Below are 23,699 nucleotides of genomic sequence, written 5' to 3'. Positions count from 1 at the left end.
CGCGGCCCACGGCCGCGGGCCGACGGCACCCGGCCGCCCCCGTGGCCGGCCCGGACAGGAGGGGACATCCGTCACCGGCGGATGTCCCCTCATCTTTTCGGGTGAGAAGACCGGGCGAGCTCCGCACCGAGGGCCGGGGCTGGTTACGGGTGAGGAGGTGCCAGCAGCGAACTCATCATCCCGTCCGGCGGACGCACCGCTCCGCAGTCTGATCCCTGCCCGCATCGACCGGATGCCGTGGTCAAGCTTCCACACGAAGATGATCTCGGCGCTGGGCTGCGCGTGGATCCTCGACGGGCTGGAGATCACGGTCGCCAGCGCGGTCACCTCGATCCTCACGCACGAGGACACCCTCGGGCTCTCCTCCAGCGAAGCCGGTCTCATCGCGACCGTCTACCTGATCGGCCAGGTGACCGGTGCGCTCTTCTTCGGCCGGATGGCCGACCGCTTCGGACGCCGCAAACTCTTCCTGCTCACCTTCGGCGTCTATCTGTTCGGCAGCGGCATGACCGCCCTCACCTACGGACAGGGCCCGGGCTGGGACGGCTATCTGTATCTGACCCGGTTCATCGCCGGCACCGGCATCGGGGGTGAGTACGCGGCGATCAACTCCGCCGTCCAGGAGATGATGCCCGCCCGGTTCCGCGGCCGGGTCGACCTGCTGGTCAACGGCACCTACTGGGCCGGCGCCATCGTCGGCACCGTCGCCGAACTGATGATCCTGCGCACCTTCGACGACACCGTCGCCTGGCGGGTCGGCTTCCTGCTCGGGCCCGTACTCGGCTTCTCCGTACTGTTCGTCCGCCGGCATCTGCCCGAAAGTCCACGCTGGCTGATCATGAACGGACGGGAGGAGGAGGCGGAGGCCGCCATCGCCCGCATGGAGGCGGCGGTCCGCAAACACGGCAAGAAGCTGCCGCCCGTGGACGAGAAGGACGCCATCGAGATCAACGAGTCGGCGCACAGCACCTATGTGACGCTGCTGCGGGTGCTCTTCAAGGAGTACCCCAAGCGCGCCGTGCTGGCCTCGACGCTGATGATCACCCAGTCGTTCCTCTACAACGCCATCTTCTTCACCTTCACGCTGGTGCTCACCAAGTTCTACGGCGTCGCGGCCGAGAGCGCCCCCAGCTACCTGCTGGCCTTCGCCGCGGGCAACATGCTGGGCCCGATCGTCCTCGGCCCCCTCTTCGACATCGTGGGCCGCCGCTGGCTGATCGCCGGCACCTACCTCTTCTCCGGCTGCGCACTGGCGATCACCGCCTCGCTGTTCGCGGCCGACGTACTGACGGCCACCACCCAGACCATCGCCTGGTGCGTGATCTTCTTCTTCGCCTCCGCGGGCGCCTCGTCGGGCTACCTCACGGCGGGCGAGATCTTCCCCCTGGAGGTGCGCGGCAAGGCCATCGCCCTCTTCTTCGCCATCGGCCAGGCCGCGGGATCCAGCGGCCCCTACTTCTACGGCTGGCTGATCGGCGACGGCAGCAACCGGGGCCGCCTCTTCCTCGGCTTCCTCGCCGGAGCCGTGATCATGGTCATCGGCGGGCTGGCCGAGACGTTCCTCGGCGTGGACGCCGAACGCAAACCCCTGGAGGCCGTCGCCAAACCCCTGTCGGTCGTCCGCACCTCGGTCGGCGCCGCGCGCCGGCGCACGGTCAAGAAGTTCAGGAAACCGGCCCTCGCCGATACCCCGGTGGAGAAACCCGAGGGAGAACCGGACGAGAAACCACCGGGCAAGGCGGCGGACCGGCCCGGCGCCACACCGGGAACGGCGGCCCCGGGAACGGCGGCCCCGGGACCGGCCGGTGCGCCCGGGACGGCGGGCATGCCGGGGACGGCTGGTACGCCGGGGGTGGAGGGCGCACCGGAGGCGGCCGGTACGCCGGGGGCGGCGAGCACGCCGGAGGCAGCGGGCACACCGGGGGCGGCCGGTGCGCCCGGGGCGGCGAAGTCTGGCGGCACCGACCCGGACCCGCCCGAGGACGAGCCGAAGGCGGACAGCCCCACGGGGTGAACCCGGATGGTGCGGAGCCCGCCGGGCGCCCCGCGGCCCCGCGGCCCCGCGGGCTCCGGGCGCAAGCCCGTAAGCCGCTGACCTGCGAATTCGGCCGCAGAGTGCGAAGTACACAACGAAAGAAGGCTTTGCAACGCCCCACGGCCGTCTGTACAGTCGCAGCAGCCGGTATCACTTCTCGCGAGCCGAAAACTTGACTCGTGAGAGCCGTTCCACCGGCACTGGCGCACGAAAAGCCCCCCGGGCCGGCACCCGAGGGGCTCTTCACGCAGTCAAGCGAGCCCGGCCGAACGCGATCCGGTCGGGCTCGCCGCGTGTACGGCAGTGCCCGACTCCTCCGGCCGTTCCCGGTGATGCCACGCCATCACAGGTGCTGCGTCACCCTTTCGACGAGTTCGACGATCTGGGCGAGGTCGGCGATGTGACCGACCGCGGCGAGTGCCGCCAAGGCCCCGACGCACCACCGCCGCCCGTCCTGCGGCGGCACCCCGCCCGATCCGTTGTCTTCGTCCATGGACTCCTCCCCTTCCCGTTGGGACGGAATCGCCCGGGAGTGGCCGGGCGACCGGCCGAACTCCGTTGCGGATTCGGCCGATCCGGACGGGAAGCCGGTCGGAGCATGCTCAGCATATCGTCTGACGGAGGGTCCGTATTGCGCCGTTTCGGAAGGGTGAGCCGGGCCGCCGGCCCGGAAAGTCATCCGGCGAACCCATCAGCGCAAGGACCGGACCGTTCGGTCGTGGTACTGCCGATCGCGGCGGCGGACCACCCGGACCGAACGTCGAGGCCGGCCCGGCACTTCACGATCCAGCATCTGCCTGGCGAGCCGTGGCCCAGTGCTTCTCGAACTCGCTGCGGCTGATCTCCTGGCTCGGGAGCGCAGGGTCGAAGAGGTCGACGACCGGTGGGTTGAACGGCCAGTCGTCGGGGCCACTGCGTACGGCGGTTCCGTCCTCGGCCAGCTCCACTTGGCGAATCCGCCGCCCATCGGCATCAAGTTCCATGAGATATACGACCGGGTCGTCGTCTTCCTCGTCCCAGCGACGCCGCAGGAACACCACCTCCCTCTCCGCAAGCGCACCGAAGCCTTCGCACTCACGCTGGGCGTCACGCTCGGCGCGCAGATCATCCAGCCCTGTAGGCATGTGAGGACCGTCGATGTCGACTTCCTCCAGGCCTTCATCCTGAGACCGGCGGGCCACGATGTCCGGGTCGGTGATCACCTCGACCCAGGCGAACGTTTCGCGGATCTCTCGCTCGGAACGTGCGCGGACCCACCACCACAAACCGCCCATGCCGTAGTCGTGCAGAACGAGGAAGGGGCGCTTGCGTGCGTCATCGTCATCGGTCATGAGGGCCGAGCCTAGCCAGCCCGCTGGGGGCCGTTGATCCGGTCGAACTCACCAGGCCCGGTCAGAGGCCAGTGTTCGCGGGCGGCACGGGGCAACGTGTTGGCGAGTTGGAAGGCCGGACCGGATGCGCGGGGGAGGGGTCCTGGTGCGTCCGGGCGGAGGCGAATGCGGGGGCAGATGTGGTCGCCGCCCCGCCCGTTCATGCTGCGGTCCCGTGCACACGGCGGACATGGCGCCCGGCTTCGACGGTCGTGGGCGAGGCCGCGTTCGAGGCGGAGAGCCGCACGGTGGAGCAGTCCCGTCATCGCCCCGGTTGTTCCAGCTGACGCCCTGTTCGCGTCGTACGCTCCGGACAAGCCGGTACACAGAGGGCTGCCTTCCGCAGTTGGGTGGCAGCCCTCTTCGGTGTCCGTGACGGGGGGCGGGGGACCAGTTGGTGGATCCCTCGCGGTCAGGAGTAGGTGTAGAAGCCCGCGCCGGCCTTGCGGCCCAGGCGGCCTGCGTCGACCATGCGCTGGAGGAGCGGGGGAGCGGCGTACAGGGGCTCCTTGAACTCCGTGTACATGGAGTCGGCTACCGAGGCGACGGTGTCCAGGCCGATCAGGTCGGCCAGTTTGAGCGGGCCCATGGGGTGGGCGCAGCCCAGTTCCATGCCGTTGTCGATGTCCTCGCGGCTGGCGATGCCGGACTCGAACATGCGGATGGCGGAGAGCAGGTAGGGGATCAGCAGGGCGTTGACGACGAAGCCGGAGCGGTCCTGGGCGCGGATGGTGTGCTTGCCCAGTACCTGGCCGACGACGTGCTCGGCCCGCTTGATGGTCTCCTCGCCCGTGGTCAGCGCGGGGATCAGCTCGACGAGCCGCTGTATCGGCGCGGGGTTGAAGAAGTGGATGCCGATGACCTGGTCGGGGCGCGAGGTGGCGACGGCCAGTTTGACCAGCGGGATCGAGGAGGTGTTGGAGGCCAGGATGGCGTCCGGGCGGGTGACCACCTGGTCGAGGACCTGGAAGATCTCCGTCTTGACCTGCTCGTTCTCGATGACGGCCTCGATCACCAGGTCGCGGTCGGCGAAGTCGCCGAGGTCCGTGGTGAAGGTGAGCCTCTCCAGTGCCGCGTCGCACTCCTGGCGGCTGAGTTTGCCGCGGTCGGCGGCCTTGCCCAGCGAGTTGACCAGCCGGGTACGGCCGATCTCCAGCGCCTCACCGGTCGTCTCGGCGACCAGCACTTCCAGACCGGACCGCGCGCACACCTCCGCGATACCCGCACCCATCTGGCCACAGCCCACCACTCCGACGCGTTCGACGCCGGCTACAGACTCCGTCACCTCGTGCCTTTCGCTGAACTTCACGGTCCGCAGCAGCCCGTCCCCGGTATGTGAGGGCACCGGTCCCGCGCCGCTTCGCCGCCCGACGTTACCTGTGGGGAGAGGCTGGAGGGAGTCCGGGGGAGAAAGGTCACCTTTGCGCCGGCCGGTGCGCGTGGCGGTGCGGCCACTCGCCGTCACCGCCCGGCGGGGTGCGGCAGGCCGTCGTGGCCGGATACGCGTGTGGCGCCCGCAGTCGGTGCGGACGCCACATCGGGGTCGTACGGGGCCTGTACGGGAGAGGCGGGAGGGTCAGCGCCGCTCGTCGCGGTGGGTCTCGCGGACAACGGTGTCCGGTCCGGGGGAGACCACCGTCTCGTGGCCGTCGTCGAAGCGCACACGGTACGGGGGCTCACCCTTGGTACCCATCACCTCGACGATCTGTGCCGTCCGGTCGTGCTGGCCCACGAACCGCCCGTGCATCAGCAGCTCGTCGCCTGTGTTCGCTCGCATGACCTTGCCTCCTGTCGCATCCGTTGGCGGTGGTCAGGTGCGGTGCGCTGCGCGACCACGGCGCGCGCCGTGTCTGCGGGCGCCGCCGCGGACGCGGCGGGCGGACGGTGCCCTTCCGGGCAGGGGCACCACCCCTTCCAGCGTAGGCAGCGGCAACCCGGGCCGCACCCGGCAGCCGCACCCCACCACGGGCCGTCCGGCAGCCGGAGCCCTCAGCCGCGGGTGACCGTCTCGTACAGGGCGGACAGCAGCCGGAAGCGCCGCGCCGCCGGCGCCCCGGGGTCACCGGCGAAGACGGGGGCCAGGCGCCGCATCAGCGGCTGACCGGCCACCTCGGCGCCCTCCTCGCGGGCCAGCAGATCGCCCAGCGTGCGCCACACGGTCGCGCGGCCGGCGGCCGGGCCGGTGGTGTCCGTCTGCGCCGCGGCCCCGGCCGCCCGGGCGGCGAGGTCCGTACGCAGCTGGGCGCGGCCTTCCGGCGGCCCGCAGCCGTCCAGTACGGCCAGCGTCAGCGTGCACAGCGCGTCGCCGTCCAGTCCGGTGTGGCGTGCCGCGAGTTCCGCGCCGTACCGCTCCATCTCGGCCGCCGTTTCCGGTCCGGGTGCCGCCAGGAAGCTCCTGAAGGGCTCCTCGGCCGGCAGGTCGGAGCCCGCCCATTCCGGGGGCAGTGGCACGGCGGGTGTTCCCTCGCCCGCCGTGCCGGCCCCTGCGCTGGATCGCGGCGTACCGGTGACCGGATCGGTGCCTGTGCCTGTGCCTGTCCTTGTCCCTGCGTCGGTGCCGTCTGCCGCGGCGCCGATGTCCGTGCCGTCTGCCGCGGCGTCGAGTTCCGTGCCGTCTGCCATGGCGTCGAGTATCGCCCCGGCGGCCGGTGCCCGGGCCGGTCGTGCGGTGGAGCGCGACCGTCCGGGCCGGCCGGCGGGGTCAGCGGTTGACGTAGGCGAGCGCGCCCGCGTCGTAGCGCTCGCCGGCGACCCCCTCGCGCGGTGCCGCCGCCTCGATGGCGGCCAGCTCCTCGTCGGTGAGGCTGAGGTCGAGCGCAGCCAGGTTCTCCTCCAGGTACTGGCGCCGGCGCGTTCCGGGGATCGGCACCACGTCGTCGCCCCGGTGCTGGACCCAGGCCAGCGCCAGCTGTCCCGCGGTCACCCCGCGCTGCTCGGCGAGTTCGGTAAGGCGCCGGACGATGGCCAGGTTGCGCTCGAAGTTGCCGTCGGCGAACCGGGGCATGTTCCGCCGGGCGTCGGACTCCTCCATGGTGTCCGTGGAGGTGTAGCGCCCCGTCAGGAAGCCCCGCCCCAGCGGGGAGAAGGGCACCAGACCGATGCCCAACTCCCGGCAGACGGGCGCGATCTCGTCCTCCAGGTCACGGGACCACAGCGACCATTCGCTCTGGAGGGCGGTGATCGGGTGCACCGCGTGCGCCCTGCGCAAGGTGGCCGCGCCGGCCTCCGAGAGGCCCAGGTAGCGGACCTTGCCCTCGGCGACGAGTTCGGCCATGGCGCCGACCGTCTCCTCGATCGGCACCGAGGGGTCCACCCGGTGCTGGTAGTACAGGTCGATGTGGTCGGTGCCCAGTCGGCGCAGTGAGGCCTCGCACGCCTGGCGCACGTAGGCGGGGTCGCCCCGGACGACCGTGGGCTCGCCCAGCTTGTTGGCGAAGCCGAACTTCGTGGCGAGCACGACCTGGTCGCGCCGGCCGGCGAGGGCGCGGCCGACCAGTTCCTCGTTGCGGCCCGCGCCGTAGAAGTCGGCGGTGTCCAGCAGGGTGACGCCGAGGTCGAGGGCGTGGTGGAGGGTGGCGAGGGAGGTGGCGTCGTCGGACGAGCCGTAGCCGTGGCTCATGCCCATGCAGCCGAGGCCCTGGGCGGAGACGGTGAGGGCGCCCAGACGGCGGGTGGGAAGGGTGGTCATGTCGACTCCTCGGTACGGTGCGGCTGTTCGGCCGGTTGCGCGGTGGCGGCCGGTCGGCCGGTTCGGTGGCGGCCGGCCGGTTTGGTGCCGGACGGCCGGTCCGGCACGGACCGACTGGTTCGGTTCCGACCGACCGGTCCGGCGTCGGCCGACTGGTTCGGTCTCGGCCGTCCGGCACCGGCCGTCCGGTCCGGTGCCGGACGGCTGGTGCCGCGGTGGCCTGATGGACGTGGACGCTAGGTGTTGGAGCGCGCTCCAACGCAACCGTTCATCGCCGCTCCGCCCGTGGCGCCGGTCTCCTTCCGCCACACGAGCGCCGCCGAGACGGGGTGTCCCCGGTACTTCTCCCACTTGGGTTTACGGGCCAGCCAGCGTGCGTCGACGATGCCCTCACGCATCTCCACGAGCCGCCAGGCTGCGGCCAGTGCCGCCGTCACATGGTCGCTGAAGAGGTGGATGTGGGTGCTGATGGCGATGTGTTCGCCCGAGGCGTCGGTGAAGTGGGTCGGCATGCCGGAGGCCATGATGAAGTGCGGATGGAAGGCGACGACGACGCAGTGCGCTCCGTCGGCCGCCAGCCGCCAGGTCTCCGCGTAGTACGGCGTCAGGTCGGGCAGGTGCTCGTCGATGAGGGAGGAGATCACCAGGTCGTAGGCGCCGCTCTCCAGCCCGGTGGCGCGGACGTCGCCCTCGACGAGCCGGTCGTGTACGCCTTTCTCCCGGGCCACCGCGAGCATCTGCGGCGTCAGGTCCACCCCGTCGAGCGTGCCGGTCACCCCGCGTCCGCGCAGCCAGGCGCCGGTCCGGCCGGTGCCGCAGCCCAGGTCGGCAGTCCGGCGGAGCTTCTGCCAGGGCGGTTCGGTCAGCTCATCCAGCAGCGCGAGGTCCATGACGTCCTCGACGGTCTCCTCGTAGGTGCTGACCCACCGTCCGTATCCGGTGGCCACGTCCACGGTGCGGTAGCCGCGTGTGTCGAAGTCGGAGAAGTCAACCATGGGCCGGAGTATCACGGCCGTCTCCACCCTGCGGCGACGGGATTTCGCGCCGTGGACGGGCACGGTGCCGGGAGGGGGCGACGGGTCTGCCGGGGCTCATTCGGTCCTCGGCCGGGGCCCTTGGGGACGCGGTGCGGAAGCGGGGGCCGCCACCGGCCTCGGGTGCCCGCCCTTCACCGTCCGGCACCGGCCGGATCCGCCTGCCCGGCGGACGGTTCCGGTGTGGCTGCGGCCCCAGCGGCGCCGGCGAGGACCGTGGTGACGACCCGGTGCAGGTCCTCGGGGGCCGGCGGGGTGCCGGTGCGGTCGGCGAAGAGCAGGTGGGCGGCGCCGACGAGGGTGGGGGCGAGGGTGTCGGCGTCGGCTTCCGCGGCGATGCGGCCCGCGGTGCGCTCGGCGGCCAGATAGGCGGCGATCATCGTCGTGGCCTCGGTCAGCAGCGGCACGCCGGTGGGGGTGGTCCGGCGCAGCCTGGCGCGCAGGGTGTCGCGGGAGGTGACGAGTCCGACGACGGCCACGGCCACCGACTCGAACAGGTCCGTCAGGGCGCGGGTCAGGTTCCCGGCGACGGTGCCGGTGCCGACGCTCTCGTGCAGGGCGGCGCCCCGGGCGCCGAGCCGGGCGATACGGTCCTCGACCAGTTCGGCGAGGAACGCGTCGAAGTCGCTGAAATGCCGGTGCAGCACGCCTTTGGCGCAGCCCGCCTCCGTGGTGACGGCCCGGCTGGTCAGGGCGCTGGCGCCGTCCCGCAGCAGTACCCGCTCGGCCGCGGCGAACAGCTGCTCCCGCGCATCGCGCATGGCCATTCCTGTCGGCACGCGCATCCCTCCTCGGTTTCTGTGCCGGACCCTACCCGTTGACGAGTGGGCACTTGCCCATTCATAGTGGGCACATGCCCACTCCATCCCCTGACGGGATTCACCGCAACCGCGAGATCGCGGAGTCCTTCGGCGTCGACGCCGTCCGCTACGACCGCACCCGCCCGGGCTACCCCGACGCCCTGGTGACGGCCGTCCTCGACGGCACCGCCACCACCGGCGCCCCCGACGTCCTCGACGTCGGCTGCGGCACCGGCATCGCCGCCCGGCAGTTCCGGGCCGCGGGCTGCCGCGTGCTCGGCGTCGAACCCGACCCGCGTATGGCTGAGTTCGCCCGGACCACCGGACTCGACGTCGAGGAGGGCACGTTCGAGAAGTGGGACAGCGCCGGCCGCACCTTCGACGCCGTCGTCGCCGGACAGTCCTGGCACTGGGTCGATCCGGAGGCCGGCGCGGCCAAGGCGGCCCGGGTGCTGCGCCCCGGAGGGCGGCTCGCGGTCTTCTGGAACGCCTTCCACGCCCCGCAGGAGATCGCCGACGCCTTCTCCGCCGTCTACCGCCGGGTGGTGCCGGACGCGCCGGTGCGGTGGAAAAACGCGACCGGGCCGGACGCCTACGCGCCTCTGTGCGGCGCCGCGTCCGAGGAGGTCGAGCGGACGGGAGCCTTCGGCGCGCCCGAACAGTGGCGCTTCGGCTGGGACCGCGTCTACACCCGTGACGCCTGGCTCGACCAGGTGCCCACGTTCGGCGGGCACAACCAGGTGCCGCCGGACACGCTGCGCGATCTGCTGGCCGGTCTCGGCGATGCGGTGGACGCGGCGGGCGGCAGCTTCACCATGCACTACGTCGCGGTGGTGCTCACCGCTGTACGGACCGGCACGGCCTGAGAGCGGGGACTCGCGCCCTCCCGCGCCATGCGTCCGGGAGGGCGCTCGGGTGCTCAGCCGAGGCCGGGGGCGAGGAGACCGGTCAGCATCCGGTGCATGGCGCGCTCGAACAGATTTCCCGGGGGTGCCGGGGGAGCCGCGGGCTCGCCGTGCAGGGCCGCCGCGAGGTGCGGACGGTCCCCGCGGGCGGCGGCCTCGCTCAAGTAGGCGGCCTGCGCGGCCTGCCGGCCGGTGGCCGTGCGACCGCCCTGGAGTTCGGTGCGCGCGAACTGTGCGACGAGGGCGTTCATCAGGGCGACGATCTCCGTCTTGGTCCCGCCCGGCAGCCGCACCGGTGCCATGGCCCGCAGCGCGTGTTCGAGGTAGTCGAGTCCGCGCGGGCCCAGACGCAGCGGCTCGGGCGGGATCTCGGGCAGCCAGGGATGGCGCAGGTGCACGGCCCTGGTCCGGGTGGCGAGGGCCAGCAGGTCGGTGACCGGGTCGCCGCTGAGGGGGGCGTCGAGGTCCACCTCGCCCGTCACCGTGTCCGTCATCAGGTCGAGCAGATCGTCCCGGCCCGAGATGTAGCGGTAGAGGGACGCCTGGCCGGTGCCCAGTTCCCTGGCGACCTGACGCATGGAGACCGCGGACAGGCCGCCGCGGTCGGCCAGCGCGACGGCGATGGCGGCCAGTTCCGTGCGGCTGTGCGCGGCGGCGGGGCCGCGGGTGCCGCGCTCGGGCCGCGTCCAGACGATTGCCGGCTCCTGCTCCATGTCTCCACCCGCTTTCCGTCTGCGGCCCGCCTTCCGTGCTGCGGGATGCAGCCCTTACCCTAAAACCGCGAACAGTGATCGCAGTTACCGGGAGGTCCTGTGTCCCCCTCGCCCACACCGCTGTGGAGCCCTGTCGGCCGGGCCGAGAACGGTGCCGTGCGGCTGGCGTACGACCGGCTGCAAGAGCGGGCCGACGGCGAGCCGCTGCTGGTGCTCACGGGTCTGGGCGCCAACCGGCTCTGGATCCCGGAAGGCTTCTGCCGGCTGCTGGCCCGGCGGGGCTTCGCGGTGGCCCGGTACGACCAGCGGGACGGCGGCGAGTCGACGCATCTGCCGCCGACGGCCACCCGCAACCCGGTCGCCGCGCTGTTCCGCAGGCGGGGGGAGGCGTACACGGCCGAGGACATGGCGGACGACGCGGTGGCCGTGATGGCGGCCCTCGGGTGGGAGTCGGCGCATCTGCTGGGCGTCTCCCTCGGCGGGGCCGTCGCGCAACGGGTCGCGCTGCGGCACCCGCGGCGGGTCCGTACGCTCACCACCATGGCGGCGGTCCCGGGGGACGTCCACGGCCTGCGCACGCTGCGCTACATCCGGACCTCGACCCTGGCGCGGTTCGCCCGGCTGCGGTTCCCCGACACCCCCGAGGGCGCGGTCGAGGCGGGCGTGGCCGTCTCCCGGCTGCTGGCCTCGCCGCGCCGTCCGTTCGACGAGGCGGCGGCCCGCGAGGCGGCCGGGCGCAACCCCGATCGCGGGATGCACGACCAGCAGGCGCAGAGCCGGCAGATCGGCGCCCAGTGGCACGGCCCGCCGATCGAGGCGCTGTCCCGGCCCGCTCTGGTGCTGCACGGTGAGGACGACCCCCTCATCAAGCCCGTTGCGGGGCGGGTGATCGCGCGCCGGGTGCCGGGTGCGCGGCTGGTCCTCCTGCCGCGGGTCGGGCACGAGATCCCCGAGCCGGCGTGGGACCGCATCGCGGCCGAGGTCCGCGCGCTGGCCGACACCTCCGCTCCCGGCCCGGCCGCCGCCCGGCGCGACTGACGGCGCGCGGGGCCGGCGGGGTCTCGCGCGGGCGGGTGCCGTGGGTGCGCAGTTGATCACACGATTCATTGCATAAAACTGCTGCGCTGCGTATAGTCATGCCTCCGAGGAGGAGGAGTCCCATGACAGTGCGCACAGCGGTGGCGGGAGCGAGCGGGTACGCGGGGGGTGAACTCCTGCGGCTGCTCGCCGGGCACCCCGAGGTCGAGGTCGGGGCGCTGACCGGCAACAGCAACGCCGGGCAGCGGTTCGGCGCGCTCCAGCCGCACCTCGTGCCGTTCGCCGACCGCGTCCTGGAGGAGACGAGCGCGGACGTGCTGCGCGGCCACGACGTGGTGTTCCTCGCCCTCCCGCACGGCCAGTCCGCAGCCGTCGCCGAGCAGCTCGGCGACGGCGTCCTGGTGATCGACTGCGGCGCCGACTTCCGGCTGTCCGACGCCGCCGACTGGGAGCGCTTCTACGGCACCCCGCACGCCGGCACCTGGCCCTACGGACTGCCCGAGCTGCCCGGGGCCCGCGCGGCACTGCGCGGCAGCAAGCGCGTCGCGGTCCCCGGCTGCTTCCCCACCGCCGTCTCCCTCGCCCTCGTCCCCGCGTACGCCGCCGGCCTCGCCGAACCGGAGGCCCTGATCGTCGCGGCGACGGGCACCTCCGGCGCCGGCAAGGCCCTCAAGCCGCATCTGCTGGGCAGCGAGGTCATGGGCTCCATGAGCCCCTACGGCGTCGGCGGGGTCCACCGGCACACGCCCGAGATGGTGCAGAACCTCTCCGCGGCGGCCGGACGGCGGGTCAGCGTCTCCTTCACCCCGACGCTGGCCCCCATGTCCCGCGGCATCCTGGCCACGTGCAGCGCCAAGGCCGCGCCCGGCACCACGGCCGAGCAGCTGCGGGCCTGCTACGAGAAGGCGTACCAGGACGAGCCGTTCGTCACCCTGCTGCCGGAGGGCCAGTGGCCGGCCACCGCCTCGGTGCAGGGGTCGAACGCGGTGCACCTCCAGGTGGCCCACGACGCGGACGCGGACCGCCTCATCGTCGTCGGCGCCGTCGACAACCTCACCAAGGGCACCGCCGGCGGTGCCATCCAGAGCATGAACATCGCCCTCGGGATGGACGAGGGGCTGGGACTTTCCACGATCGGAGTCGCACCATGAGCGTGACAGCGGCCAGCGGGTTCACGGCGGCGGGGATCGCCGCCGGGATCAAGGAGAGCGGGGCCCCCGACCTCGCGCTCGTCGTCAACACGGGACCGCGCCAGGCCGCAGCCGCGGTGTTCACCGCCAACCGCGTCAAGGCGGCGCCGGTGCTCTGGTCCCAGCAGGTCCTCAAGAACGGGCAGCTCTCGGCTGTGGTCCTGAACTCCGGCGGCGCCAACGCCTGCACGGGCGCGCCCGGCTTCCAGGACGCGCACGCCACCGCGGAGAAGGCCGCCGAGGCGCTGTCCGCCGCGACCGGCACCGAGCACAGCGCCGCGGAGATCGCCGTCGCCTCCACCGGGCTGATCGGGACGCGGCTGCCCATGGACAAGCTGCTGCCCGGCGTGGAGAAGGCCGCGGCGGCGCTTTCCGAGCACGGCGGCGAGAAGGCCGCCCTCGCCATCAAGACCACCGACACCGTGCACAAGACGGCGGTCGTCTCCCATCCGGCGGGCTGGACGGTCGGCGGTATGGCCAAGGGCGCGGGCATGCTGGCGCCGGGCCTGGCCACCATGCTCGTCGTCATCACCACGGACGCCGACGTCCCGGCGCAGGAGCTGGACGCGGCGCTGCGCGGTGCCACCCGCGTCACCTTCGACCGGATCGACTCCGACGGTGCCATGTCCACCAACGACATGGTGCTGCTGATGGCGTCCGGCGCCAGCGGGGTCCGCCCCGAGGCCGCGGAGTTCGCCGACGCGGTCCGCGCGGTCTGCGACGACCTGGGTCAGCAGCTCATCCACGACGCGGAGGGCGCCTCCAAGGACATCCGCATCGAGGTGGTGGGTGCGGCCAGCGAGGAGGAGGCCGTCGGCGTGGGCCGCACCATCGCCCGCAACAACCTCTTCAAGTGCGCGGTGCACGGCGAGGATCCCAACTGGGGCCGGGTGCTGGCCGCGATCGGCACCACCGACGCCGCCTTCGACCCCGACGAGCTGGACGTGGCCATCAACGGTGTCCAGGTGTGCCGGGGCGGCGCCGTCGGCGAGGACCGCGACAAGGTGGACATGCGCTTCCGCGAGGTGCGGGTCACCGCGGACCTGCACGCCGGTTCCGCGTCGGCCGTCATCTGGACCAACGACCTGACGGCCGACTACGTCCACGAGAACAGCGCGTACTCGTCATGAGCGCCCCGAAGTCGAGCACCCGCAAACACACCGCGCTGCCCAAGGCACAGATCCTCGTCGAGGCGCTGCCCTGGCTGACCCGGCACCACGGCAGGACCGTCGTCATCAAGTTCGGCGGGAACGCGATGGTGGACGAGGAGCTGAAGGCGGCCTTCGCCCAGGACGTCGTCTTCCTCCGCCACGCGGGCCTGCGCCCCGTGGTGGTGCACGGCGGCGGCCCGCAGATCAGCAGACAGCTCGACCGGCTCGGCCTGGAGTCGGAGTTCCGTGCCGGGCTGCGGGTCACCACGCCCGAGACGATGGACGTCGTCCGCATGGTGCTGGCCGGGCAGGTGCAGCGCGAGCTGGTCAACCTGCTCAACCAGCACGGCCCGCTCGCCGTCGGCATGACCGGCGAGGACGCGCACATCATGGCGGCGACCAAGCACCTGGCCGAGGTGGACGGGCAGCAGATCGACCTGGGACAGGTCGGCGCCGTCAGCGCCGTGGACACCGGCGCGATCGAGGCGCTGCTGGACGACGGCCGCATCCCCGTCGTCTCGTCCATCGCGCGCAGCGCCGACGGCACCGGCCCCGGCGAGGTCTACAACGTCAACGCCGACACGGCCGCCGCCGCGCTGGCCGCGGCACTGGACGCCGAGACGCTGATCGTCCTCACGGATGTGGAGGGCCTGTACGCGGACTGGCCGCACAGCGATGACGTCATCAGCGAGCTGACGGCCACCGAGCTGGAGAAGCTGCTGCCCGAACTGGCCAGCGGCATGGTGCCCAAGATGGAGGGCTGCCTGTACGCCGTCCGCAACGGGGTGCACACCGCCCGCGTGCTGGACGGGCGCGTACCGCACGCCATCCTGCTGGAGATCTTCACCGACGAGGGCATCGGCACGATGGTCGTGCCGGACGCCGTGCCCGACCAACGGAACGCGGAGGGCCCCGCATGACCATCGTCCACGACAACTCCGCGCTCACCGGCCGGTGGGAGGGCGCGCTGATGAACAACTACGGCACCCCCCGGCTGCCGCTCACGCACGGCGAGGGCACCCAGCTGTGGGACGCGGAGGGCAACCAGTACACCGACTTCGTCGGCGGCATCGCCGTCAACGCGCTCGGCACCGCGCACCCCGCCGTGGTGCGGGCGGTCTCCGACCAGATCGCCACCCTCGGGCACGTCTCCAACCTGTTCGTGGCCGAGCCGCCCGTCGCGCTCGCCGAGAAGCTGCTGGAGATCGCCGGCCGCCCCGGCAAGGTGTTCTTCTGCAACTCCGGCGCCGAGGCCGTCGAAGCGGCGTTCAAGATCGGCCGGCGCACCGGACGCACCCACATGGTCGCCACGCAGGGCGGATTCCACGGCCGCACCATGGGAGCCCTCGCACTGACCGGACAGCCGGGCAAGCAGGACCCCTTCCGCCCGCTGCCGGGCGAGGTGACCCATGTGCCGTACGGCGATGTGGAGGCGCTCCGCGCGGCCGTCACCGACCGTACGGCGTTCGTCATCATCGAGCCCGTGCAGGGTGAGAACGGCGTCGTCGTGCCGCCCCCCGGCTATCTGGCCGCCGCCCGCCAGATCACCGCCGCCACCGGCACCCTGCTGGTACTGGACGAGATCCAGACCGGCATCGGCCGCACGGGCCACTGGTTCGCCTGCCAGGCGGAGGGCGTCGAGCCGGACGTCCTCACCCTCGCCAAGGGCCTCGGCGGCGGACTGCCCCTGGGCGCCACCCTCGCCTTCGGTGACGCCGCCGGGCTGCTGGAGCCCGGCCAGCACGGCTCCACGTTCGGCGGCAATCCGGTCGCCTGCGCCGCCGGGCTCGCCGTGGTGGAGACCATCGCGGCCGACGGCCTCCTCGACCACGTCAAGAGCGTCGGCACCCGTCTGCGGGACGGGATCGCGCAGCTGGCGCACCCGGCGGTCGCTCAGGTCCGCGGTGCCGGGCTGCTGCTGGGTATCGTGCTGACCGAGCCGGTCGCAGCCCGTGTGCAGCAGGCCGCCCAGGAAGCGGGCTTCCTGGTGAACGCCGTCGCCGCGGACGTCGTCCGGCTCGCTCCACCGCTGATCCTCCGCGAGACGGAGGCCGACGCTCTCGTGCGGGCCCTGCCCGCCGTACTGGACGCGGCAGCCGCGGGTGCCGACGCCGACCGGGAGCGCTGAGCCGGAAGACGATGATGAACAGATGAAGAGGGGTACGCGCACGATGACCGAGGAGTACCAGGGGGGACAGGCCGTCCCGCAGACGCGGATGGCCCGTCACCGCCGGATCGTCGACATCCTCAACCGGCAGCCGGTGCGGTCCCAGAGCCAGCTCGCCAAGCTGCTGGCCGACGACGGGCTCACGGTCACCCAGGCGACCCTCTCCCGTGACCTCGACGAACTGGGCGCCGTCAAGATCCGCAACACCGGGGGAGAGCTGATCTACGCGGTGCCCGCCGAGGGCGGGGACCCCACCCCCCGGGCCCCGCTGGGCGAGTCGGCAAGCGAGGCGCGGATGGCCCGGCTCGCCGGGGAACTGCTGATCAGCGCGGAGGCGTCCGCGAACCTGGTGGTGCTGCGCACCCCGCCGGGCGCCGCCCAGTTCTTCGCCTCGGCCATCGACCAGGCCGGGGTGCACGAGATCATCGGCACCATCGCGGGCGACGACACGCTGCTGCTCATCAGCCGGGCCCCGGACGGCGGGCAGGCGCTGGCCGACCACCTGCTGGCCCTGGCCCAGAAGGAGCGCTGAGGGGCGCCGGCACGGCGCGGAGCACAAACGACACGGCGCCGCTCGGCCCCCGTCACGGGGCGAGCGGCGCCGTCGCCGTGCGGGCCGGTACGCGTACGGCTCCGGGCCCACCACACCTGCGCCCTCCGGTCCGGCACGTGGCCCCGCGTGCCACCACAGGGCATCTCCGTGGGCATCCCCTCGCCGGCCGCCGGGGCCTGTCCCGGAGCAGCAGGGGATGTATGTGGTCCTCCGCGGCGCGGTCAGCGGTTGCGGCGGGAGAGCCAGGCCGCGGCCAGGGCGCCGGAGACGTTGTGCCAGACGGAGAAGACCGCGGCCGGCAGCGCTGCCAGCGGGCTGAAGTGTGCGGTGGCCAAGGAGGCGGCGAGCCCGGAGTTCTGCATGCCGACCTCGAAGGCCATCGCCCGGCTCGCGGGTTCGCCGAGGCGGGCCACCCGCCCGGCGCCGTACCCGAGGGCGAGGCCGAGTCCGTTGTGCAGGACGACCGCCAGCATCACCATGGCCGCGGCCGACTTGATGGCCTCCGCGCTGCCGGCCACCACGACGGCGACGATCACCGCGATCGTCAGCGCGGACAGCCACGGCAGCACCGGCAGGGCGCGCGTCACCAGCCGTCCGGCCAGCAGCCGCACCACCAGCCCGGCGAACACCGGCAGCAGCACCGTCTTGAGGATGTCGGTCACCATCGAGCCGGCGTCCACGGGCAGGTACTCGCCCGCGAGCAGCAGCGTCAGCGGCGGCGTCACCAGCGGCGCGAGCACCGTGGAGACGGTGGCCACGGACACCGACAGGGCCACGTCGCCGCGTGCCAGATAGGTGACGACGTTGGACGCGGTGCCGCTGGGCGCGCAGCCCACCAGGATGACCCCGGCGGCGAGCTGCGGCGACAGGTCGAGGGCGTGCGCGATCAGCCAGCCCAGGCCAGGCATGAACACATAGTGGGCGACCAGCCCCAGGCCGACCGCCCAGGGGCGTTTGGCCACGCCCTTGAAGTCCTGCGGGGTCATGGTCACGCCCATGCAGAACATGACGATCCCGAGGAGGTAGGGCACCGCCTCGCCGCCGCCCTTGAAGGTGCCCGGCGCCAGCAGGCCGACGGCACCGGCGAGGAGGACGAGGACGGGGAAGACGGTCACCGCCCGGCGCGCGCCGCGCTGCTCGGCGGCGGTGCCGGACGGGTCGGGCACGTCCGGGGAGTCCGGGGCGTTCTGCTGTTCGGTTCGCACCGGGGAAGAAAACGCCCGGACGGAGCCGCCGCGCAAGGGCGTCTCGCGATGTGATCGGCCTGATGGGCGCTGCGCCGGGGCGTGTCCGGGGGCGCTCTCGCATGCGGCGCGCGGCGTCTGTGTGCGGGCCGGCCCGCACGGGGCGCGGGCGGCGCGCCCGGCGATGTGAACACTGTCACCATGCGTGGTGGGGGGCCCGGCCCGCACGCTGGCGGCATGGCTGCGAAGAAGAAGCTGAAGGTCCAGGTCCGCCGCGTCTACGAGGAGCCCCGGCCGGACGACGGGGCGCGGGTCCTGGTGGACCGGGTGTGGCCGCGTGGCGAGTCGAAGGAGCGGGCGGCACTCGACGACTGGAACAAGGACGTCGCCCCCAGCACGGAGCTGCGCAAGTGGTACCGGCACGATCCGGAGCTCTTCGACGAGTTCGCGGAGCGGTACCGCGCCGAGCTGGCCACCGAGGAGGGCGAGCGGGGGCTGGACCGGCTGCTGCGCACCGCTTCCGGGTCCGGCACCCTCACCCTGCTGACCGCCAACAAGGATCTGGCGCTCGCCCACACCCGGGTGCTGGAGGAGGAGCTCGGCAACCGGATCTGAGGCCGTTTCCGGGGTGTCCGCGCTGGTCGGGCGTGCGTTGACGAAACATACGAGGGAGTGCATACTTATACCAGTCAGCGCATGCACGTAAGGAGAAGCCAGTGACCGAGCGCGTCGTACTCGCCTACTCCGGCGGTCTGGACACCTCAGTCTGCATCGGCTGGATCGCCGAAGAGACCGGTGCCGAGGTCGTCGCCGTCGCCGTCGATGTCGGCCAGGGCGGCGAGGACCTGGACGTGATCCGCAAGCGCGCGCTGGCCTGCGGTGCTGTCGAGGCGGAGGTCGCCGACGCCAAGAACGAGTTCGCCGAGGAGTACTGCCTCCCGGCGATCAAGGCCAACGCCCTCTACATGGACCGCTACCCGCTGGTCTCCGCGCTGTCCCGCCCCACCATCGTCAAGCACCTGGTGGCCGCCGCCGAGAAGCACGGCGCCGACACGGTCGCCCACGGCTGCACCGGCAAGGGCAACGACCAGGTGCGGTTCGAGGCGGGCATCTCCTCGCTGGCCCCCGACCTCAAGTGCATCGCGCCCGTCCGTGACTACGCGATGACGCGGGACAAGGCCATCGCCTTCTGCGAGGAGAAGGGCCTCCCGATCGCGACCACCAAGAAGTCGCCCTACTCCATCGACCAGAACGTCTTCGGCCGCGCCGTGGAGACGGGCTTCCTGGAGGACATCTGGAACGCCCCGATCGAGGACGTGTACGAGTACACCTCCAACCCGGCCACCCCCCGGGAGGCCGACGAGGTCGTCATCACCTTCGAGGCCGGCGTCCCCGTCGCCATCGACGGCAAGCCCGTCACCGTCCTCCAGGCCATCCAGCAGCTCAACGAGCGGGCCGGCGCCCAGGGCATCGGCCGGATCGACATGGTCGAGGACCGGCTGGTCGGCATCAAGTCCCGCGAGGTCTACGAGGCCCCCGGTGCCATCGCGCTGATCACCGCGCACCAGGAGCTGGAGAACGTCACCGTCGAGCGCGAGCTGGCCCGCTACAAGCGGCAGGTCGAGCAGCGGTGGACCGAGCTGGTGTACGACGGCATGTGGTTCTCCCCGCTCAAGCGCGCCCTGGACGGGTTCATCACCGAGGCCAACCAGCACGTCTCCGGCGACGTCCGGATGACCCTGCACGGCGGGCGCGCCGTGGTGACCGGCCGGCGCTCGGAGCAGTCGCTGTACGACTTCAACCTGGCCACGTACGACACGGGCGACACCTTCGACCAGTCGATGTCGAAGGGGTTCATCGAGATCTTCGGTCTCTCCTCCAAGATCGCTGCGAAGCGCGACCAGCAGGCGTAACCTTCCCGGTCCCTTCCCGGTCCCTTCCCGTGAGGGCTCCGCACCCGAGCACTCCCGTCCGGCCTCCCGCCGGGCGGGCCGGGGCGGAGCCCTCACCGGCACCCGGGCAGGGGCAGCGGCTCTTTCCACCACCACACGAACAGGCACCCAACCAGTGAGCAGCGACACCAGCGACAAGGGCGACATCCGCCTCTGGGGCGGCCGTTTCGCGGACGGCCCGGCCGAAGCCCTCGAAAAGCTCTCCGCATCGGTCCACTTCGACTGGCGCCTGGCGCCGTACGACATCGCGGGCTCCCGCGCCCACGCCCGGGTCCTGCACAAGGCGGGCCTGCTCACCGAGGACGAGCTGCACCAGATGCTCGCCGGTCTGGACGCGCTGGAGCGGGACGTGGCCTCCGGCGCCTTCCAGGGCACCATCGCCGACGAGGACGTCCACACCGCGCTGGAACGCGGCCTGCTGGAGCGCCTCGGCAAGGACCTGGGCGGCAAACTGCGCGCCGGGCGCTCCCGCAACGACCAGGTGGCGACGCTCTTCCGGATGTATCTGCGCGACCACGCCCGGGTCATCGGCGGTCTCCTCGCCGATCTCCAGGAGGCGCTGGTGGGCCTGGCCGAGGCGCACCCCGACGTGGCGATGCCGGGCCGCACACACCTCCAGCACGCCCAGCCGGTGCTCTTCGCCCACCATGTGCTGGCCCACGCCCAGGCCCTGGCCCGGGACGCGGAGCGGCTGCGCCAGTGGGACGCGCGCACGGCCGTCTCACCGTACGGGTCGGGGGCGCTCGCCGGCTCCTCCCTGGGGCTTGACCCGGAAGCCGTCGCCGCCGACCTCGGCTTCGAGGGCGGCAGCGCCGCCAACTCCATCGACGGGACGGCCTCGCGCGACTTCGTGGCCGAGTTCGCCTTCGTCACCGCGATGATCGGCGTGGACATCTCGAAGATCGCCGAAGAGGTCATCATCTGGAACACGAAGGAGTTCTCCTTCGTCACCCTGCACGACGCCTTCTCGACCGGTTCCTCGATCATGCCGCAGAAGAAGAACCCGGACATCGCGGAGCTGGCCCGCGGCAAGTCCGGGCGGCTGATCGGGAATCTGACGGGCCTGCTGGCCACCCTCAAGGCCCTGCCGCTGGCCTACAACCGCGACCTCCAGGAGGACAAGGAGCCGGTCTTCGACTCCATCGACCAACTGGAGCTGCTGCTGCCCGCCTTCACCGGCATGATGGCCACCCTCACCGTGCACGGGGACCGGATGGCCGCACTGGCCCCGGCGGGCTTCTCGCTGGCCACCGACGTGGCCGAATGGCTGGTCAAGCGGGGTGTCCCGTTCCGGGTGGCGCACGAGGTGGCGGGCGCCTGCGTCAAGGAGTGCGAGCGCGCCGGCATCGAACTGGACGAGCTGACGGACGAGCAGTTCGCCGCGATCTCCCCGCATCTGACGCCCGAGGTCCGCGAGGTGCTGAACGTGCCCGGCGCCCTGGCGGCCCGCGACGGCAAGGGCGGCACCGCGCCCTCGGCCGTCGCCGCCCAGCTCGCCGCCTTCCGCACCGATCTGGAGCGGCAGCGGGAGTGGGCCGGCGCCAAGCGCTGAGCCGCCCGCCCGCCGGAGGGCGGACCGACACCCGGGGCCCCGCACCGCAGGCCGGTGCGGGGCCCTGCGGCATGCTGCCGGTACGGTGGTGCGGCACATCGAGCCGTCACCCCCGTAACGCACCCGGCCGGGAGATGCCATGCCTTTCGACCGTCTCGCCACCGCCACCACCCCGACGGCCCACCTCGGCCTCGGGCTCGCCGCTGTCGGCCGTCCCGCCTATCTGACGCTGGGCCGGGAGGCCGAACTGCCGGTGCAGCGCACCCCGGAGGCGATGCGCGCCCGCACGCACGAACTCCTCGACGCCGCGTACGCGCAGGGCGTGCGGTACTTCGATGCGGCACGCTCCTACGGACGGGCGGAGGAGTTCCTCGCGGAGTGGCTGCGTGAGCACCCGGAGGCCGACGATGTGACCGTCGGCAGCAAGTGGGGCTACACCTACGTGGGCGAGTGGCGCATGGACGCCGAGGTGCACGAGGTCAAGGACCATTCGGCGGCGGCGTTCACCCGTCAGCTCGCCGAGTCCCGCGAACTGCTCGGCGACCGGCTGGACCTGTACCAGATCCACTCGCTGACCCCGGACAGCCCGGCGCTGACCGACAGCGCGCTGCACGAGCGGCTGGCCCAGCTCGCCGAGGAGGGGGTCACCGCCGGGTTCAGCACCAGCGGTCCCGCGCAGGCCGACACCATCCGGGCCGCCCTGGGCATCACCGTCGCGGGCCGGCCGCTCTTCCGTACCGTCCAGAGCACCTACAACCTGCTGGAGCCCTCGGCGGCCGACGCACTGGCCGAGGCGCACGAGGCGGGGCTGACGGTCATCGTCAAGGAGGCGATGGCCAACGGCCGGCTGGCGGGCGGTCAGGAGCCGCGCGATCTGCACATGGCGGCCCAGGCCGCGGGCACCACGCCGGACGCGGTCGCCCTCGCGGCGGTGCTGCGCCGGCCGTGGGCGGGGGTCGTCCTCTCGGGGGCGGCGACGGTGGGGGCGCTGCACTCCAATCTGCTGGCCACGGCCGTGGAGCTGGACGAGGACCGGCTCGCCGCCCTGGACCAGCTGGCGGAGGAGCCCGAGGTGTACTGGCGGCGGCGCGCGGAGCTGCCCTGGCAGTGACGGCACCGGCCGGCGGGGGCGCCCGGTGCCGCCGCGCGCAAACGCGTGCATGACACATCGGTTCCGGGGCAGGTGGTCCTGGCACGTTGACCACCTGGGAGACCAAAAAATGAAAAAGGCATCGACAGTCGCCGTGGCGTTCACCCTCTTCGTGGCCGCGGTCGCCGGCGGTATCGGATTCACCGCCGGGGCCTCGCAGGCCGAGGCGGAGAAGAAGCCGCGGCCCGTCGTGCAGAACACCTTCGATCCGCTCGGCCCGCCGATGCACAGCACCGAGCACGCCGGCCGCACCGTGCACTACAGCGACACCGGCGAGAAGGACGCCACACCCGTCGTCTTCATGGGCGGCACCGGCACCACCGCGCGCGCCTCCGGAATGACGGAATTCCTGCGCACCACCCGTCAGAAGCTGGGCCTGCGGCTGATATCGGTGGAGCGCAACGGCTTCGGCGACACCGAGTACGACGCGAAGCTCGGGTTCGACGACTACACCGCGGACGTGCGGGCGGTCCTGGACGAACTCGGCATCCGCAAGGCCGCCGTCGTCGCCATCTCCGGCGGCGGCCCCTACGCCGCGCACTTCGCCGCCGACACGCCCGAGCGGATCTCCTCCCTCCATCTGGCCGCGGCCCTGCCGCCGTACGGCGAGAAGGCGGACTACTGCGGCAAGAGCGACGCGGAGCTGAGGGAGTACTTCGGCGAGCAGATCCGCGACCCGCGCAGCTGGTGGGGCTTCCCCGCGGACAGCCCGATGCACAAGATCCCCGGCTTCACCGACACGGCCGAGGAGGACGGCGGGCGCTCGTACTACCTGCGCGGCCAGAAGGGCGACCCCTCGGCGCAGGTCCACGAAGAGAAGCTGTACTGCGAGCGTCCCGGCCCCGACCTGTCGGATTTCCGGGCCCCCGTCTTCGTCTACACCGGGACGAAGGACACCACCGTGCCGCCGGCCACCCAGGCCCGCTGGAAGAAGGCGTTCGCCGCCGCGCCGACCGTGCGCAGCTACGACGACAGCGGCCACGACGTGCAGTACCGGCACTGGGACCAGATCCTGCTGGACATGGCGGGCTACGCCGACCGGACGGCCGTGTGCACCGGCCGCACGACGCGGGTGCTGCCGCACGAGAAGGCCGAACGCGCACTGGAGAAGGGCGCCACGCCGGGCAGCTGCGCCTGGCGCTGAGCCGGCCCTCCGGCCGACTCCGCAGGCCGAGCGCCCCGCCGCCCCGCGCGGCGGGGCGCTTTCCTGCCCCGGC

At 72.5% G+C, this 23,699-nt stretch carries 23 protein-coding genes; 13 read left to right on the top strand and 10 right to left on the bottom strand.

The genetic code is table 11. The annotated features are described in order from the left end of the window. Positions 1-232: 232 nt before the first annotated feature. Positions 233-2,014, top strand: a complete 1,782-nt coding sequence (locus IO40_RS33125; protein WP_051719239.1) for an MFS transporter — start codon at positions 233-235, stop codon at positions 2,012-2,014. Positions 2,015-2,378: 364 nt separating this feature from the next. Here the strand turns inward: IO40_RS33125 and IO40_RS37500 are convergent, their stop codons facing one another. The 8 genes from IO40_RS37500 to IO40_RS0104655 form a co-directional block, all read right to left on the bottom strand. Continuing rightward, entirely contained in the window at positions 2,379-2,528 is a 150-nt protein-coding gene (locus IO40_RS37500; protein WP_016467796.1) for a hypothetical protein, read from the bottom strand. A gap of 286 nt (positions 2,529-2,814) precedes the next feature. Next, on the bottom strand, positions 2,815-3,366 hold the full coding sequence (locus tag IO40_RS0104685; protein WP_033228405.1) for a hypothetical protein: 552 nt from the start codon (positions 3,364-3,366) through the stop codon (positions 2,815-2,817). A gap of 451 nt (positions 3,367-3,817) precedes the next feature. Continuing rightward, entirely contained in the window at positions 3,818-4,690 is an 873-nt protein-coding gene (locus IO40_RS0104680) for a 3-hydroxybutyryl-CoA dehydrogenase (RefSeq protein ID WP_031025512.1), read from the bottom strand. A 291-nt stretch (positions 4,691-4,981) separates the two neighbouring features. Beyond that, on the bottom strand, positions 4,982-5,182 hold the full coding sequence (locus IO40_RS0104675) for a DUF1918 domain-containing protein (RefSeq protein ID WP_016467793.1): 201 nt from the start codon (positions 5,180-5,182) through the stop codon (positions 4,982-4,984). 212 nt (positions 5,183-5,394) lie between these two features. Further along, entirely contained in the window at positions 5,395-6,027 is a 633-nt protein-coding gene (locus tag IO40_RS0104670) for a hypothetical protein (RefSeq protein ID WP_158706062.1), read from the bottom strand. A gap of 79 nt (positions 6,028-6,106) precedes the next feature. Further along, entirely contained in the window at positions 6,107-7,093 is a 987-nt protein-coding gene (locus IO40_RS0104665; RefSeq protein WP_016467791.1) for an aldo/keto reductase, read from the bottom strand. A gap of 236 nt (positions 7,094-7,329) precedes the next feature. Continuing rightward, entirely contained in the window at positions 7,330-8,088 is a 759-nt protein-coding gene (locus IO40_RS0104660; RefSeq protein WP_041968501.1) for a class I SAM-dependent DNA methyltransferase, read from the bottom strand. A gap of 173 nt (positions 8,089-8,261) precedes the next feature. Next, positions 8,262-8,906, bottom strand: a complete 645-nt coding sequence (locus IO40_RS0104655; RefSeq protein WP_016467789.1) for a TetR/AcrR family transcriptional regulator — start codon at positions 8,904-8,906, stop codon at positions 8,262-8,264. A gap of 74 nt (positions 8,907-8,980) precedes the next feature. Here IO40_RS0104655 and IO40_RS0104650 point away from each other — a divergent pair, with 74 nt between their 5' ends. Then, positions 8,981-9,793, top strand: coding sequence for a class I SAM-dependent methyltransferase (locus IO40_RS0104650; RefSeq protein ID WP_016467788.1), 813 nt, complete (start codon positions 8,981-8,983; stop codon positions 9,791-9,793). A gap of 53 nt (positions 9,794-9,846) precedes the next feature. Here IO40_RS0104650 and IO40_RS0104645 read toward each other — a convergent pair whose 3' ends face one another. Further along, the gene (locus IO40_RS0104645; RefSeq protein WP_016467787.1) at positions 9,847-10,545 is read right to left on the bottom strand and encodes a TetR/AcrR family transcriptional regulator; all 699 of its coding nucleotides are present in this window, start codon (positions 10,543-10,545) and stop codon (positions 9,847-9,849) included. A gap of 99 nt (positions 10,546-10,644) precedes the next feature. Here IO40_RS0104645 and IO40_RS0104640 point away from each other — a divergent pair, with 99 nt between their 5' ends. The 6 genes from IO40_RS0104640 to IO40_RS0104615 all read left to right on the top strand — a co-directional run bounded on the left by IO40_RS0104640 (position 10,645) and on the right by IO40_RS0104615 (position 16,623). Then, a complete protein-coding gene (locus IO40_RS0104640) occupies positions 10,645-11,583 on the top strand; it encodes an alpha/beta hydrolase (RefSeq protein ID WP_031174912.1) in 939 nt (312 codons plus the stop codon). A 122-nt stretch (positions 11,584-11,705) separates the two neighbouring features. Then, a complete protein-coding gene (gene argC, locus IO40_RS0104635; RefSeq protein ID WP_031174911.1) occupies positions 11,706-12,734 on the top strand; it encodes an N-acetyl-gamma-glutamyl-phosphate reductase in 1,029 nt (342 codons plus the stop codon). Next, positions 12,731-13,903: a bifunctional glutamate N-acetyltransferase/amino-acid acetyltransferase ArgJ gene (gene argJ / locus IO40_RS0104630; RefSeq protein WP_031174910.1), complete on the top strand. Its 1,173-nt coding sequence runs from the start codon at positions 12,731-12,733 to the stop codon at positions 13,901-13,903. The genes argC and argJ overlap by 4 nt, the downstream gene beginning before the upstream one ends. After that, positions 13,900-14,844 carry an acetylglutamate kinase gene (gene argB / locus IO40_RS0104625; protein ID WP_030407874.1) on the top strand — a complete coding sequence of 315 codons (945 nt, stop codon included), beginning with the start codon at positions 13,900-13,902 and terminating at the stop codon, positions 14,842-14,844. Before argJ ends, argB begins: the two co-directional genes overlap by 4 nt. After that, entirely contained in the window at positions 14,841-16,052 is a 1,212-nt protein-coding gene (locus IO40_RS0104620; RefSeq protein ID WP_016467782.1) for an acetylornithine transaminase, read from the top strand. The genes argB and IO40_RS0104620 overlap by 4 nt, the downstream gene beginning before the upstream one ends. Positions 16,053-16,095: 43 nt before the next feature. Further along, positions 16,096-16,623, top strand: coding sequence for an arginine repressor (locus tag IO40_RS0104615; RefSeq protein ID WP_016467781.1), 528 nt, complete (start codon positions 16,096-16,098; stop codon positions 16,621-16,623). Positions 16,624-16,865: 242 nt separating this feature from the next. On the opposite strand, the gene IO40_RS0104610 is transcribed toward IO40_RS0104615, so the two are convergent. Then, positions 16,866-17,849 (bottom strand): bile acid:sodium symporter family protein, encoded by a 984-nt coding sequence (locus IO40_RS0104610; RefSeq protein WP_394298474.1) that lies wholly within the window; start codon positions 17,847-17,849, stop codon positions 16,866-16,868. Between the two features lie 216 nt (positions 17,850-18,065). Between IO40_RS0104610 and IO40_RS0104605 the strand changes: the two genes are divergently transcribed. The 5 genes from IO40_RS0104605 to IO40_RS0104585 all read left to right on the top strand — a co-directional run bounded on the left by IO40_RS0104605 (position 18,066) and on the right by IO40_RS0104585 (position 23,626). Continuing rightward, a complete protein-coding gene (locus IO40_RS0104605; protein WP_031174908.1) occupies positions 18,066-18,443 on the top strand; it encodes a DUF488 domain-containing protein in 378 nt (125 codons plus the stop codon). A gap of 101 nt (positions 18,444-18,544) precedes the next feature. Beyond that, positions 18,545-19,741 (top strand): argininosuccinate synthase, encoded by a 1,197-nt coding sequence (locus IO40_RS0104600; RefSeq protein WP_016467778.1) that lies wholly within the window; start codon positions 18,545-18,547, stop codon positions 19,739-19,741. Between the two features lie 154 nt (positions 19,742-19,895). Continuing rightward, positions 19,896-21,332, top strand: a complete 1,437-nt coding sequence (gene argH / locus IO40_RS0104595) for an argininosuccinate lyase (RefSeq protein WP_030407878.1) — start codon at positions 19,896-19,898, stop codon at positions 21,330-21,332. 139 nt (positions 21,333-21,471) lie between these two features. Continuing rightward, positions 21,472-22,443: an aldo/keto reductase gene (locus IO40_RS0104590; RefSeq protein ID WP_016467776.1), complete on the top strand. Its 972-nt coding sequence runs from the start codon at positions 21,472-21,474 to the stop codon at positions 22,441-22,443. Positions 22,444-22,552: 109 nt separating this feature from the next. Next, a complete protein-coding gene (locus IO40_RS0104585; RefSeq protein ID WP_031174907.1) occupies positions 22,553-23,626 on the top strand; it encodes an alpha/beta fold hydrolase in 1,074 nt (357 codons plus the stop codon). Positions 23,627-23,699: the final 73 nt, after the last annotated feature.

Origin of the sequence: Streptomyces albus subsp. albus, assembly GCF_000725885.1 — a bacterium.
GTDB lineage: Bacteria > Actinomycetota > Actinomycetes > Streptomycetales > Streptomycetaceae > Streptomyces > Streptomyces albus.
This window is presented reverse-complemented; position numbering and strand designations above follow the sequence as displayed.